The 13,758-nt window shown below is 33.1% G+C and carries 14 protein-coding genes and 1 tRNA gene; 7 read left to right on the top strand and 8 right to left on the bottom strand.

Annotated features, from left to right (window positions below; translation table 11 throughout):
- The first annotated feature begins 15 nt into the window (after positions 1-15).
- The gene (locus tag IM744_RS00075; RefSeq protein WP_194506048.1) at positions 16-2,433 is read left to right on the top strand and encodes a TonB-dependent receptor domain-containing protein; all 2,418 of its coding nucleotides are present in this window, start codon (positions 16-18) and stop codon (positions 2,431-2,433) included.
- A gap of 84 nt (positions 2,434-2,517) precedes the next feature.
- Here IM744_RS00075 and IM744_RS00070 read toward each other — a convergent pair whose 3' ends face one another.
- Positions 2,518-3,633: a TolB family protein gene (locus IM744_RS00070; protein ID WP_194506047.1), complete on the bottom strand. Its 1,116-nt coding sequence runs from the start codon at positions 3,631-3,633 to the stop codon at positions 2,518-2,520.
- A gap of 83 nt (positions 3,634-3,716) precedes the next feature.
- On the opposite strand from IM744_RS00070, the gene IM744_RS00065 reads away from it, so the two are divergent.
- On the top strand, positions 3,717-4,958 hold the full coding sequence (locus IM744_RS00065) for a M28 family peptidase (protein WP_194506046.1): 1,242 nt from the start codon (positions 3,717-3,719) through the stop codon (positions 4,956-4,958).
- A 9-nt stretch (positions 4,959-4,967) separates the two neighbouring features.
- The gene (locus IM744_RS00060; RefSeq protein ID WP_194506045.1) at positions 4,968-5,360 is read left to right on the top strand and encodes a DUF4345 domain-containing protein; all 393 of its coding nucleotides are present in this window, start codon (positions 4,968-4,970) and stop codon (positions 5,358-5,360) included.
- Here IM744_RS00060 and IM744_RS00055 read toward each other — a convergent pair.
- The 4 genes from IM744_RS00055 to IM744_RS00040 all read right to left on the bottom strand — a co-directional run bounded on the left by IM744_RS00055 (position 5,347) and on the right by IM744_RS00040 (position 8,062).
- Positions 5,347-5,547 carry a hypothetical protein gene (locus IM744_RS00055; RefSeq protein WP_194506044.1) on the bottom strand — a complete coding sequence of 67 codons (201 nt, stop codon included), beginning with the start codon at positions 5,545-5,547 and terminating at the stop codon, positions 5,347-5,349. The genes IM744_RS00060 and IM744_RS00055 overlap by 14 nt on opposite strands.
- Positions 5,548-5,559: 12 nt before the next feature.
- On the bottom strand, positions 5,560-5,769 hold the full coding sequence (locus IM744_RS00050) for a hypothetical protein (protein WP_194506043.1): 210 nt from the start codon (positions 5,767-5,769) through the stop codon (positions 5,560-5,562).
- Positions 5,766-7,160 carry a radical SAM protein gene (locus tag IM744_RS00045; RefSeq protein WP_194506042.1) on the bottom strand — a complete coding sequence of 465 codons (1,395 nt, stop codon included), beginning with the start codon at positions 7,158-7,160 and terminating at the stop codon, positions 5,766-5,768. Before IM744_RS00045 ends, IM744_RS00050 begins: the two co-directional genes overlap by 4 nt.
- A gap of 152 nt (positions 7,161-7,312) precedes the next feature.
- Positions 7,313-8,062, bottom strand: coding sequence for a prolipoprotein diacylglyceryl transferase (locus tag IM744_RS00040; protein ID WP_194506041.1), 750 nt, complete (start codon positions 8,060-8,062; stop codon positions 7,313-7,315).
- Positions 8,063-8,148: 86 nt separating this feature from the next.
- On the opposite strand from IM744_RS00040, the gene IM744_RS00035 reads away from it, so the two are divergent.
- Both IM744_RS00035 and dusB read left to right on the top strand, forming a co-directional pair.
- A complete protein-coding gene (locus tag IM744_RS00035) occupies positions 8,149-8,829 on the top strand; it encodes a hypothetical protein (RefSeq protein WP_194506040.1) in 681 nt (226 codons plus the stop codon).
- A 114-nt stretch (positions 8,830-8,943) separates the two neighbouring features.
- Positions 8,944-9,936: a tRNA dihydrouridine synthase DusB gene (dusB, locus tag IM744_RS00030; protein WP_194506708.1), complete on the top strand. Its 993-nt coding sequence runs from the start codon at positions 8,944-8,946 to the stop codon at positions 9,934-9,936.
- An 8-nt stretch (positions 9,937-9,944) separates the two neighbouring features.
- On the opposite strand, the gene IM744_RS00025 is transcribed toward dusB, so the two are convergent.
- Positions 9,945-11,147, bottom strand: coding sequence for an ABC transporter permease (locus tag IM744_RS00025; protein WP_194506039.1), 1,203 nt, complete (start codon positions 11,145-11,147; stop codon positions 9,945-9,947).
- 67 nt (positions 11,148-11,214) lie between these two features.
- Entirely contained in the window at positions 11,215-11,613 is a 399-nt protein-coding gene (rbfA, locus tag IM744_RS00020; protein WP_194506038.1) for a 30S ribosome-binding factor RbfA, read from the bottom strand.
- A gap of 185 nt (positions 11,614-11,798) precedes the next feature.
- Here rbfA and mce point away from each other — a divergent pair, with 185 nt between their 5' ends.
- Together mce and IM744_RS00010 are read left to right on the top strand one after the other, a co-directional pair.
- A complete protein-coding gene (mce, locus tag IM744_RS00015) occupies positions 11,799-12,203 on the top strand; it encodes a methylmalonyl-CoA epimerase (protein WP_194506037.1) in 405 nt (134 codons plus the stop codon).
- Positions 12,204-12,288: 85 nt separating this feature from the next.
- Positions 12,289-12,362: transfer RNA gene (locus IM744_RS00010), tRNA-Ile, on the top strand.
- Between the two features lie 292 nt (positions 12,363-12,654).
- Here IM744_RS00010 and IM744_RS00005 read toward each other — a convergent pair.
- Positions 12,655-13,521: a lipase family protein gene (locus IM744_RS00005; protein WP_194506036.1), complete on the bottom strand. Its 867-nt coding sequence runs from the start codon at positions 13,519-13,521 to the stop codon at positions 12,655-12,657.
- Positions 13,522-13,758: the final 237 nt, after the last annotated feature.

Here is a 13,758-nt window from a genome sequence, read left to right as displayed (position 1 = left end):
CAAACCCAAAACAATTTGAAATTTCTACACTTAATCTCACTCTTTTTCTTGTCCTCATATTTTGGCTATGCACAGGACTATTCTGTTTCTGGAAAAATTTTAGATGCTAATGACAGTGCTATTGAGTTTGCTAGCATTATTATTTTTAATGACGACCAAAGTGAAGTTTTGAAAGGAACATCTACAGATGAAAACGGTTTTTTTATTCTTAATAATCTCGAACCTAACACATATGTTCTTAAAGTAAGCTTTATTGGTTATCAAGGCTATGAGCAAAAAATTGTACTCAACGGAAGCTTAGATTTAAAAACGATTACCTTAGAAGACGATGTAGAAAGCTTAGACCAAGTTACTATTACTGCTAAAAAACCAACACTAACTAGAGAAGCAGACCGACTTATTTTCAACATAGAAAACACAGCTTTGGTAGAAGGCAGTATGCTTCAAGTTTTAAAAAGCACACCAGGAGTTTTGGTTTTAGGTGACGAGATTACGGTTAAAAACTCAAATCCAACGGTTTATATTAATGATAGGAAAGTACATTTGTCTTCAGAAGATTTAAATCAGCTTTTAGAAGGTTCTTCAGCAAATTCAATAAAATCTATTGAGGTAATTACAAATCCTTCTGCAAGATATGATGCAGAGAGTGGTGTGGTTTTAAATATTGTAATGAGTAAAAATCTTATTACAGGTTACCGAGGCAGTGTAAATACGAATTTTACGCAAGGTGTCTTCCCAAGATATGATATAGGAACTAGTCATTTTTTTAAGAATAAGGATATTAGCTTCAATGTAAATTATAATTATTCAAAGGACAAAATTAATAGAGGTGGTGACGATACAATTAATTTTTTGAATAACTCAAATACAGTAGATGAATCTTGGCGATCAGTAACAAATCGAAATACTTGGTCTGAAACTCATAATTTCAATGCAAATTTTGATTATTTTATTAATGACAATAATATCGTAAGCCTGTCTTCAAATACTGTTTATATCCCTTATTTTAAGTATAGCATCAACAACAATACAACAATTACAGATGTTAATAATGATTTCTTATCACGTTTTACAGCAGATAATTTATCGCGTGACAACAAGTATAACGTTGGTTTTGACCTTAATTTTAGACATAATCTTACCAAAGGCGCTTTAGTATTTAACGGTCATTTTACAACTTACAATTACGAAAGAAATCAAGGTGTTTTGAGTAACTTTTTTGATGGCAATAATGATTTTCAAAATACGTCTGCATTTAATACAAATGCGAATCAAGACACTCAAATTTTTGCAGCGCAAATAGACTATAACTTACCTATCAATGATAGCTCAGAGTTTGAGGCTGGTGTAAAAACATCAAGTATAGAAACTGAAAGTGATATTTTTCAGTTTGATGTTGATTTAAATACAGGAATCGAAACTATTGACAATTTAAATTCAGATGTTTTTGATTACGATGAGCGCATTTACGCAGCTTATGCCAATTATGCATTAAATACCGAAAAGTGGAGTATCAATGCAGGATTACGAGCAGAACAAACCAATATAGAGGGTATCTCTTTATCTACAAGTCAAATTAATACTCAAGACTATTTAGAGCTATTTCCTAATGCGAGTGTGCAATATAATATAAGCGACAGTTATAATGTATACGCTAATTACAAGCGAAGTATTGTACGACCTGGTTATGCTGATTTAAACCCGTTTCGCTTCTTTTTAAATGAGAATTATGCTGTTGTAGGTAATCCTAATTTAGTACCCACATTTTTAGATCATTATGTTGTAGGAACATCTTTATTTGACGAATTGATTTTTATTGAAGCTTATTATCAAAATTATGATGGCGCTATTTCAGAAATTCCGAGACAGAATAATGTCACTAATATTATTGAGTTTCAATCGGTGAATTTTGATAAAACAGTAGAGTTTGGTTTTGATTTTGGTATTTCTTTTGATGCTACCGATCGCTGGTACATATATGCTGTAACTTCTTTTTATAATATTGAAGAACAAACTGATTTTGGGAATGGGTTTGTTACACAAGATCAATGGTCTAATTATTCTGAGCTTTATACGAGTCTTTCTTTGTTAAAAGATCAAAGTTTAAACATAGGCTTGTCATTGACTTGGTCTGGTAAAAACATACAAGGATTTCAATTAATAGAAGATCGTTTAATATCTGAATTAGCAATATCAAAAACTATTTTAAAGAAAAAAGGTATTATTTCTCTATCGGTAAGTGACTTATTCAACATGCACGATTTTGATTCAGGCACTCAATATCAAAACCAGTTTAACAGGCAATTTGTTGATGTAGATGATCGGTATGTGAGATTGGGTTTCCGTTATAAATTTGGAAATACTAGACTAGAATCTAATGAAAGAACAATTACTACAGATGAGCGGAATCGCTTAAACAAAGGTGGTAATTAATTTTTTCTTCGGAAATGTTTTGTCATTCAGAGCGTAGCGAAGAATCTTTTTTTTACTTAAAGACTCCTGCTTTCGCATGAAGAGTTAATCCTGCCATTCTGCAATAAACAAATTCGTATCACGTCCACCACCATTATTTCTATTTGAAGAAAACGCTAAATGTTTACCATCATTTGAAAACACAGGAAACGCATCAAACGTTTCTCCATGAGTGACACGCTCTAGGTTTTTACCGTCAAGATCAATTAAATATAAATTAAATGGAAATCCACGCACTGCCTCAAAGTTAGAAGAGAATAAAATCTTCTCACCAGATGGATGAAAAAACGGACTCCAATTCGCGTTTCCTAAATCGGTTAATTGACGTAAATCACTACCATCTGCATTACAGATGTACAATTCCATTTCTGTTGGCTCAACCAAGCCTTCAGCTAATAAATCTTTGTATTCTTTGATCTCTTTCTCTGTTTTAGGACGAGATGATCTAAAGATGAGTTTTGTTCCGTCAGGAGAAAAGAAAGCACCTCCATCATAACCTAATTCATTGGTAATTTGTTTTACGTCGCTTCCATCAATATTCATGGTGTATAATTCTAAATCGCCACTTCTCGTTGAGGTAAACACAATTTTATCACCTTTTGGAGATACTGTAGGCTCTGCGTCGTACCCAATTTCGTTAGTCAATTGCTTAACGATGTTTCCTTCTAAATCTGCTATAAAAATATCGTAGCTGTCATAGATTGGCCAAATGTATTTTCCGTTTTTACGTAAAGGCGTATCAGGACATTCATCTTGCTCTAAATGCGTAGATGCATAAATAATATGTTTATTATCTGGTAAAAAGTAAGCACATGTTGTTCGTCCTTTCCCAGTTGAAATCATAGGAGGTGCAATACTATCTGTAAACGTCTCATTAGCATTCATCAAAAACATTTGATCACAACTCACATTCCATGCCTTACTATTAGATTGAAACACTAATTGCTTATCATCAAAACTCCAGTAAGCTTCTGCATTGTCACCACCAAAGGTTACTTGACGAATGGCTTTAAAATGTTTTTCTTCAGGATAGATTAGTGAGTCTTTTCCTGCTTCTATAGTTTCTGTTGGTTGAATTTCTTTTTCTTCGGAAGCTGTTTTAGGCTCGTTTTTACAACTTAAAAATGCGATTGCTATTAGTGCTAAGAATGTGTATTTCATAAACTCTGTTTCTCCTGCAAGGTTTCTAAAACCTTGTAGGTATGATTGAATTATTTACTTAATTTTGTGCAAAATTAAGATATATGCGTTTCAATCACCTAATTATTGTTCTTTTTTTGACGGTTTTAACCGCTTGTAAGACAAATTCCGAAGAAAAAATTAAAGATGTTACCATTAAAGAAGACGTCTCTTTTTTAGCAGATGATAAGCTAGAAGGTCGTCAAACAGGTACTGATGGTGAACTTGCAGCTGCAGATTATATTGCAGAGCGTTTTGAGAGTTTAGGACTAGAGACTAGAGGACCTGACGGTTATTTTCAAACATTTACGTTCAAACCAAAAACAGATCCGCATCAAGAGGTTAATTATAAAGTTGTAGATGGAGATAGTACAATTACAGGAACTAATGTGATTGGATTTTTAGATAATAAAGCAGAAAACACGATTATTATTGGTGCACATTATGATCATTTAGGTTATGGTGCAGAAGGGTCTTTATTTAGAGGCGACAAAAAAGAAATTCATAATGGAGCAGATGATAATGCAAGTGGTGTAGCAGTTTTACTCAACTTAGCTAAAAAATTGAAATCTGCGAATAAAGGCAATAACTATTTATTCATGGCTTTTTCTGGAGAAGAAATGGGACTTTTAGGCTCTAATTATTTCACTAAAAACCCAACGATAGATTTAACCAAAGCAAATTACATGCTTAATATGGATATGGTTGGTAGATTAAAACAAGATAGTACACTAGCGGTTTATGGAGTTGGAACATCACCAATTTTAAAGCAAGTGGTAAAAGCCAACAATTCTAAATTTAAAATTATACAAAACGAATCTGGAGTAGGACCAAGTGATCACACATCTTTTTATAATAGTGATATTCCTGTGTTACACTTTTTCACTGGTCAGCATGAAGATTATCACAAACCAGGAGATGATACTGAGAAGTTGAATTATGAAGGTATGGAAACGATTTCGTCTTACATATTTGATATTATTTCAGACTTAGATGACAACGGAAAGTTACCTTTCAGAAAGACAAAAAATGAAAGTGAAGATGTGCCAAGATTTAAAGTTGGTTTAGGTGTAATACCTGATTATCTTTTTGACGGAAAAGGCATGAGAATTGATGGCATTAGTGAAGATAAGCCAGCGCAAAAAGCAGGACTTCAAAAAGGAGATATCGTTATAAAACTTGGAGATAGTTTGGTCACAGATATGATGAGTTATATGCTAGCACTATCTACTTTTGATACTGGAGATAAAACTAAAGTTATTGTGAAACGTGGTGATGATGAGGTTGAGGCTAATATTGAATTTTAAATCCTATTTGTGCTAAAAACCAAACAAGACATCATCAATAAGATACACCTAATTATTTCTGTGTGTATTGTTGTTCCTGTAGCTTTTGTTTATGGTTTTAAACCAGAATTAAGCTTTGATATGTTTTTAGAAACTGTTGATGAGCATAATTTCTACAAGGCGATTATGGGATTGTATTTGGGCTTTTCTACGCTTTGGATATTAGGTGTTTTTAAATCCAATTTTTTAAAACCTGCAATCCTAACCAATATCATTTTTATGTTAGGTCTGGGGTTTGGTAGAGTCTTGAGTATTTTAATTGATGGCACACCAACTTCTGGTTATATCTTCGGAACAATTGCAGAGCTCTTTTTAGGTTTCTACGGACTTTGGATTTTAAATAAACGTATTATCCAGCTATAAGTGCACCACAAATTCCTAAGCTTATAATGACATATACAGCTGCTATTATGAATAAAACTTTAGCTGCTTTTTTGTTTTTTTTATAAACTGCTAAACCAATAATAGTTAATAGAATTGCAGGACCAAACATGATTGCGATAATCATGGCTACAAGTCCATCTAAATTCATATTAGGTGATAAAAACATGTCTTCTCGTATTTAAATATTATAGCCTCCACAAATTCCAATACTTATAATAGCATAGATTATGGCAATGCTTAAAATTATTTTACTTCTTTTTTTGTGCTCTTTATATTGAACCAATCCAATGATAAACATAGCAAAGGGCAGAATAAAAATAAAGATAAAAACGATAATCATTAAAATTAAAGCATAACCATCACTTCTATCTAACAATAAAGAGATCATAAAATTTCATTTCTAAGTGCTTCTAACTTTGCTTTTTTATCATCGCGATAAAACAAATTCATAGTTTCAAAAGGAATGATTTTATTGTCTTTATCTACAATATGAACGCACGATTTTTTAATTGCTCTCACATCAAAATTGTAAGCATCAATAAATTGCATAATGATGACTCTAAACAAATTGTCATAACCCAACTCTGGTGCATCAATATTTGGTAAACAACACATAATAGACTTTAAATTCTCTTCTGCTTTTTCTACGGAATTCCCAGTACTAAACAACTCAATCATTTTACCTTGAAGTTGTTCATCTTGCTCATAAATAATGGTGTTTTTACTATTGTCTAATAAATCATTCGGGTTAATATATCGCGTTAATGGGAAGACCTCATCACCCAATTTTAAAGCATAACCCATCACTAAAGCATCAGGATTACAAGGTACAGGCAATAAATCATCTCCATTAAAAATAGTAGTCTGTTCCATGATTTTACGACGTACTTCTGTTAAGGTCATGCGATCTGTTTCGGGATTAAAATTATCCAAACGACCAGCAATTTGTGTGGGCTGAAATGTGACACCTCTAATACATTTCTGCTTTAAAGCATACTCTATAATTTTTCCTATTTCTCCATCATTTAATCCTTTTTGGAGCACGACAACCAGAGTGGTTGATAGGTTTAGTTTGTTAAGGTTGTCAATGGCTTGTTTTCTAATATCAGTTAAATCTGCACCTCGTAATTCTTGCAATACGCTATTCTCGAAAGAATCAAACTGAAGATAGACTTCAAAATCTGGAGCATACGTTTTTAGTCGTTCAGTGAAAGCGAAATCTTTTGCAATTTTAATTCCGTTAGTATTGAGCATTAAATGTCGAATAGGAAGAGATTTTGCATAATCCATAATCTCCCAAAACTGAGGATGAATCGTTGGTTCGCCTCCCGAAATTTGAACCACATCAGGTTCCTTTTCGTTTTTGACGATCGTGTCGAGCATCGCTTTAACTTCGTCAAGCGTGCGATGACGACCATACGTTGGTGAAGAGCCAGCATAACAGGTTGGACACGTTAAATTACAACGATCTGTTACCTCTACAACCGTTAGACAGGAATGTTGCTCGTGGTCTGGACATAGTCCGCAATCATACGGACAACCATAATCGGTCTTTGTATTAAACGTATAAGGTGTTTCGCTTGGTTTGTTGTAGTGTCGCATGTTTTTGTAGTACTCAATATCATCTGCAATTAAAACCTTAGAATTGCCATGTTCTTTGCAACGTTTGAGCATATATACGTTTCCGTTTTCAAAAACGATTTTAGCGTCTACACGTCTTAAACATTCCGGACACAAGCTTAATGTAAAATCGTAATAGGTATAGTTTCTAACTGGCATAATTTAATTTTATAATTTTAATTTGGGCGTTACCTTTTACTCATGCCTACAATCCCGATGGCTATCGGGATTGTAGGATCGCAAAAGGTCGAGCTTTCACTACTCGCTTCCAGACTAAAAAGCCTGGAGAGCTCAAACAAACCGTTCAATCCCTAACGCAACTTCCAGCCAAGTAAAAGTTTGGCAATCGTTCTACTATAATACAACCAACAAATTACACATAAAAGCTGAATTGTGCTCAACCCAAACACATGAAAAACATTTGGTTTTAAAAACTCAATAATAAATCTAAATCCAAAGTAAGCTAGCATAAAAATTTTAAAAAGTTCACCATTTTTCAGGTTGGCACGTTTCCGTAGAAATTGTAATCCAATAAATAAAAGTATCAGAAAAACGAGCTCGTAAAGAGAGGTTGGGTGACGAAGCAATCCGTCGCCTAAATCCATCCCAAAAATGGAGTTGGTTACATTTCCGTAGGTGAACTCATTGATACCAGAAAGAAAGCAACCAACGCGACCAATAAAAATGCCTAAAATAATAGGAAACACAAATAAATCTCCTGAAGACGATTGCTCACCAATAATTTTTTTAGCAAGCTCCACACCAAGCAATCCGCCAAATAATCCACCCATTATGGTTTTTGTATTGAGGAGTTGAATGCTATTTGCTTCGGAAAAATCAACTAAAGGGTTTTCAAGAATCCCAATGAAGCGAGAGCCAATCAATGCGCCTAAAGCTGCACCAAGAATGATAGATAACCGATTTCCAGAATTGATATGGTCGTCACTTTTGCGCCTTAAAATCACATAATATCTAAAGGCAATAAAAAAGGCGAGGTACTCTAAAATGAGGTGAATATTTAGAGTAATACCGAAGACCTCTGGTTGAAATGGGATTTGCAATTTAAAATGATTTTAAAGTCATGAAAATAGGTTTTTGTAAGAAAAATTCTAGATTTGCTAGTTGTTAATATATAAAAACTCTATTTATGAAAAAATTAAAATTTCTTGGCACTTTATGTTTTGCTATTCTTTTGACAGCTTGTGGCAGTGATGATTCTTCTGATCCTAGCGTTAATCAAGATGATTATCTATACTTTATCTCCGGAAAAGTTAATGGCGAACCATTTGTTTATGGACAATTAGAAACAGCTACAACTGCAGATTATTATTTATCCCTTTCTGGTAATTCTATTACAACAACTTGCGCTTATTACCCAGATACTGGAGGTTTAAATTATTCTATTGGTGTGTATCCTGACTTTGAAACTGAGAATAGACCTAATATGTCTTTTGATTTCATTCGCTTTTATTTATGTGGATCAGATGAGAGTGCTTCTCAAACCTTTAACGACGCTTTTCCTGTAAGTTTTTATGATTATGCAGTTAGTGATAATGTTGTTTCTGGTTCAACAGGAGACGTAAGTGCACATTTTACATTTGATTCTACAGGAGACGTATATTATAATTCTTTAGGTGGAGACCAAACAGGAAGTACTTTTCAAATAACAAGTTCTGTAAGCAATAATGTTACAATTGGAGCTCAAACATTACAGATAGAGCAATTGTTAGAAGGTAATTTTTCAATGAAATTATATAACGTAGATGATCCAAGTGACGTAATTGAAATTACAGATGGTCAATTTAAACTACCAATACCTTTTGATTAATTTATCATAAAGTGATTAAATTGTATAAAACAATTTTATAATTAGCCTCTACTTTAAGTAGAGGCTTTTTTTATGCTGAATAAAAACCCTAATTTTGCGCAAAATAAATTGAGTTTGGTAAAGATAGGCGATATAGAACTTTCAGATTTCCCATTGTTGTTAGCACCAATGGAAGATGTTAGCGATCCACCGTTTCGAGCATTGTGCAAGGAACAAGGTGCAGACGTTGTATACACCGAATTTATCTCTAGCGAAGGCCTTATTCGTGATGCAGCAAAAAGCGTCATGAAACTCGATATCTACGAAAAAGAACGACCTGTTGGCATTCAGATTTTTGGAGCTAATATGGAAAGTATGCTTCAAACCATTGATATTGTAGAGCGTTCAAATCCAGATATTATTGATATCAATTTTGGTTGTCCAGTAAAAAAAGTGGTGAGTAAAGGAGCAGGAGCAGGAATCCTAAAAGATATCTGTTTGATGGAACAACTTACTGCAGAAATGGTAAAACGCACCAATTTGCCTATTACCGTAAAAACGCGTCTGGGTTGGGATCACGATTCTATAAAAATTGTTGAGGTTGCTGAGCGATTGCAAGATGTTGGTTGTAAAGCCATTTCAATTCACGGACGAACACGTGCGCAAATGTATAAAGGTGATGCAGATTGGAAACCCATTGCAGCTGTAAAAAATAATCCTAGAATGCACATTCCTGTATTTGGAAATGGCGATGTCACCACACCAGAACGTGCCATGGAAATGCGTGACAGTTACGGTTTAGATGGTTGTATGATTGGTCGTGCATCAATTGGAAATCCTTGGTTTTTTAAACAAGTGAAACACTTTTTTGAAACAGGTGAGCATTTAGATCCAATTTCAATGGCAGAACGAGTGGATGCAGCGAGACGTCATCTTCAAATGTCTATTGATTGGAAAGGTGAAAAATTAGGCGTTTTTGAAACCAGACGTCATTACACCAACTATTTTAAAGGAATTCCAAATTTCAAAGAGCACAGAATGAAAATGGTCACAAGTGACGACTCAAAAGATGTTTTTGCTGCTTTTGATGAGGTATTGGAGTTGTTTGGTGATTATCAGTTTTCTTAATCCTTAATTTAGCTTTTCACCAAATTCTTAGAAATCCTTTGCGAAGCTAGTTTTGAAGCAAGTACTCCAAAAACAGTAATTGTTATTAATACAATGACAAAGTTAATTGCTTTAATTTCTACAGGATAAGGCAATGAAGGTGTCAACATAATTAGCGCAAACTGCTTTTGTAAAAATATAATCACAAATCCTAAAATTAAACCAATTGTACCAGCAAGAATAGTCATTAAACTACCTTGTAAAAAGAAAATACGTCTGATCTCTTTTGTTGTTGCTCCCAAATTAAAGAGTGTATTTAAGGAAGCCTTTTTATCTAATATCATCATGATTAATGCTCCAATAACATTGAAAAGTGCGATGATAATAACCAAAGTGAAAATGAGGTAAACAGCCATATTTTCGGTATTAAGCATTTTGTAGAGTGCGTCATTTAATTGAGCTCTATTTTTGACTTCTACAGTGTTTCCAAAAATGGTTTTTAATGCTTCGGAAACTTTAACTTCGTCAGCTTCTGCATCTAATTTTAATTCTATTGATGATACTTGATTTTCATCGTAGTTTAATAGATGTCTAGTGGTTTCTATATTAGAAAAGATGTATTCGTTGTTTAAATCAGGATTTATATCAAAAATGCCAATATTGTATGCTAATACAGAATTAAATCCACCTTTTACAGAGGTGATTTGTCCTTTTCCTGGTTTTGGAACATATATTTTTTGATTCCTGGTGAGATCAAGAACTCCATAAGATAGTTTGTTAGAAATCCCTCCACCTGAAACAATTTGATTAGTACCTCTTTCGAGCCAATTTCCGTAGTAAACCATAGTGTCAATAGCAGTAACCTTAGTGAAATTTTCATCAACACCTTTCATGGTAACGATTTGCTTTTTACCATCAAATTCTAAAATAACACGCTCTTCAATGGTTTTAGAATAGCTTTGAATTCCGTTAATAGTATTAATTTTAAGAGCATCTTCTTTTGATATGACAAACGACTTCCCTTCTAAGGGGAAGACCTTTAAATCTGGATCAACAAAGGAGGAGAATTCGAGGCTAAAGCTTTTTAATCCAGCAAAACCAGAGAGCACAATAAATAAAGCAGCTGCAGCAATTATAGTACCTGAAGCTGCAATAATGGTCATTATATTAATAGAATTATTACTGCTTTTAGAAAACAGGTAGCGCTTTGCTATATATAACGAGAAGTTCATGCTCTTATTTGTAAAAGGAATAACAAGTTTAAGGTAAAACTATTTTCTGGAGGTTTTAAAAAACCGGTTATTTCTTTTTACGCTTAGATAAAAGATCTGCTTCTTTAATTGGGTCATCTTCTCTTTTGAGAGACCTTTCTATTCCGTCAATATATTCTAAAGAGTCGTCTATAAAAAATTCTAAATTTGGCATACGACGTAATTGGTTTCTAGTACGTTGTGCCATTTCGTGACGAATTAAAGGTGTGTTTGATCGAATGCCTTCAATCAATTCTTTTCCTTTTCCATTAGGGAAAACACTAAGGTATACTTTAGCTACAGATAAATCTGTGGTTACATTTACTTTACTTACCGATATGATGACTCCACGCATTCCGCCATCTGTAGCTGCTTTTTGTAATATGTCTGCGAGATCTTTTTGTAAAAGTCCGCCAATTTTTTTCTGTCTTTGGGTAAATTCTTCCATTGTATTAAATTTAAGTCGTAGTTACTTCATCATCAGTTCTTACTAATATAACGACTTTTATCAAAAATGAAACCAAGTTTTGGTTTCCAACTGCAAAAATAGGCGATAATTAAGGATTATGTTATTTTTGAAAGAGGAAATGATAAAATAGATTCCCACTTTTGTGGTAACTAAAATAAGTTTTGATGAAAAAAATAGAACATATAGGTATTGCAGTAAAAGATATTGAAGCATCAAATGAATTGTTTGCATCTCTCTTCGGAAAAAAACATTACAAAACTGAAGCTGTAGAAAGCGAAGGTGTAATCACGTCTTTTTTTAAGAATGGACCTAATAAAATAGAGTTATTACAAGCAACAACAGAAGATAGTCCTATTGCAAAATTCATAGAAAAAAAGGGAGAAGGCATTCATCACATTGCTTTTGCAGTGGCAGATATAGAGAAAGAAATTGAACGATTAAAAGGTGAAGGTTTTAAAATGATTCATGATAAACCCAAGAAAGGTGCAGATAATAAGCTCATTGCTTTTTTGCACCCAAAAGCAACAAATGGCGTTTTGATTGAGTTGTGTCAAGACATTATAAAGTAAATTGACATAAATTTCTTGTAGAGTTTTAAAATATGTAGTAATATTGCACACTCTTTTAAAGAGAATATTGTTATTCATAACAATAGGTCCCATAGCTCAGTTGGTTAGAGCACCTGACTCATAATCAGGTGGTCCTTGGTTCGAGCCCAAGTGGGACCACTAGTAAACAGAAGCCTTTCAAGAAATTGAAAGGCTTTTTTTTGATTTTTTCGGAAGAGGAAATTCAGTTCAGCGAAATAACTGTTTATAAAATTTTGGTTTTTATAGATCACTGTTTTGAATTATGTAGCCTTATTTTAGGACTAGTCAAAATTACTGGCAACGTGTTTGTGTATGATTAGTGGCGTGTTTAAGCACCTAATTTAGCAAATAAATACCGAATAGAAAATCCGCAAGGATTTTCGTAAGTAGGCGAGAACCAGCCATTAATTATACACGGTGTTGTGCGTAGTTAATTGTTTACTAATGGATGTAAAAAAGATATATATCGGTCAATATTATGTTCTTTAGTGGCTTTCCCTTTAAAAATAACACTCAATTTTTTAAGTGTTTTAATTCGTTTGCGTTCTTGACGTAATTCTAATCCAAGTTCCGATAACTCATATTCAGATTTTTGATTTTTGTAACCAAATGCCTTTGGTGGTGTCATTGGAACAATATCCAAAGGATTATATAAATTAAATAAACTATCGGTTTTATTTACTGTTTTATTGCTGAATCTTGGCATTCCAAAAGTGTACCCAGATATTTTGTTATTGTTTTTTAATCTTACATCTTTAATACAATTACAGTTAGTAGTAAAATTATAGTAGAATATTCCAGATAATGCTCCTCCTAAAGAGTGACCAGTAAAATAAATAGGCGCAGTTTCAGCTGATATTTTTTTATAAATTTTATCTACTGTTTTCGTTGCTATTTTATTAAAACCTCTATGAAATTTTAACTTCTCGATATTACAAACTGTAGCCTTAAAGAAGTTTAAATTTATTCCCCAATCTTTCCAATAACTTGTTCCTCTTGAAGCAATAATAATTGCTCTATTTATTGACAATCCTATAGTTACTGAATCTTTATTTTCAAAAATAAAAATAACCCTAAAATCGAAATTATTAATAAAAGTGTTGAAAGCACTGATGTTTGGATTCTTGCTTAAAGTTTCTTCGTTAATTTCAAAAAAATTCGTTCGGTCTTTTTTGTCAGTAGGCTTGTAATTATAAATTAGTTTCGAAAATTGGCTACAAACATATGCCTTGTTTTCACAAAAACCCGTGTTTTTCCAATCGGCTTTATTTATATATTTATATAGATTTTCTTTCAATATTTTCTAATTTACTGGAATTAAGGTTGGGTTGCTCTAATTACGCACAACGGTTTTGTATATGATACGTTGCGTGGTTTAGCACGTAATTTAGCAAATAAAAACCGAATAGAAAATAGACTGCCCCCAAAAAGTTAGACACTATTTGAGGGTATTTTTATGGAAAGAAAAGTCAAGTATAATTATGAATTTAAACTTCGTTGTGTAAAAGAGGTCTTAAATCATCACCAAACCGTA

It is taken from the genome of Psychroserpens luteus (genome assembly GCF_015319355.1).
GTDB lineage: Bacteria > Bacteroidota > Bacteroidia > Flavobacteriales > Flavobacteriaceae > Psychroserpens > Psychroserpens luteus.
The sequence above is the reverse complement of the archived record's forward strand: the minus strand, read 5'-3'. Positions and strand labels throughout refer to the sequence as shown.

What these genes read in the sequence shown, in the direction of transcription:
- mce (WP_194506037.1), top strand. Translation starts at nt 11,799, where the DNA reads ATGAAAAAAATAGAACATATAGGTATTGCAGTAAAAGATATTGAAGCA.
- IM744_RS00065 (WP_194506046.1), top strand. Translation starts at nt 3,717, where the DNA reads ATGCGTTTCAATCACCTAATTATTGTTCTTTTTTTGACGGTTTTAACC.
- IM744_RS00045 (WP_194506042.1), bottom strand. Translation starts at nt 7,160, where the DNA reads ATGCCAGTTAGAAACTATACCTATTACGATTTTACATTAAGCTTGTGT.
- IM744_RS00050 (WP_194506043.1), bottom strand. Translation starts at nt 5,769, where the DNA reads ATGATCTCTTTATTGTTAGATAGAAGTGATGGTTATGCTTTAATTTTA.
- IM744_RS00035 (WP_194506040.1), top strand. Translation starts at nt 8,149, where the DNA reads ATGAAAAAATTAAAATTTCTTGGCACTTTATGTTTTGCTATTCTTTTG.
- IM744_RS00025 (WP_194506039.1), bottom strand. Translation starts at nt 11,147, where the DNA reads ATGAACTTCTCGTTATATATAGCAAAGCGCTACCTGTTTTCTAAAAGC.
- IM744_RS00055 (WP_194506044.1), bottom strand. Translation starts at nt 5,547, where the DNA reads ATGTTTTTATCACCTAATATGAATTTAGATGGACTTGTAGCCATGATT.
- IM744_RS00070 (WP_194506047.1), bottom strand. Translation starts at nt 3,633, where the DNA reads ATGAAATACACATTCTTAGCACTAATAGCAATCGCATTTTTAAGTTGT.
- rbfA (WP_194506038.1), bottom strand. Translation starts at nt 11,613, where the DNA reads ATGGAAGAATTTACCCAAAGACAGAAAAAAATTGGCGGACTTTTACAA.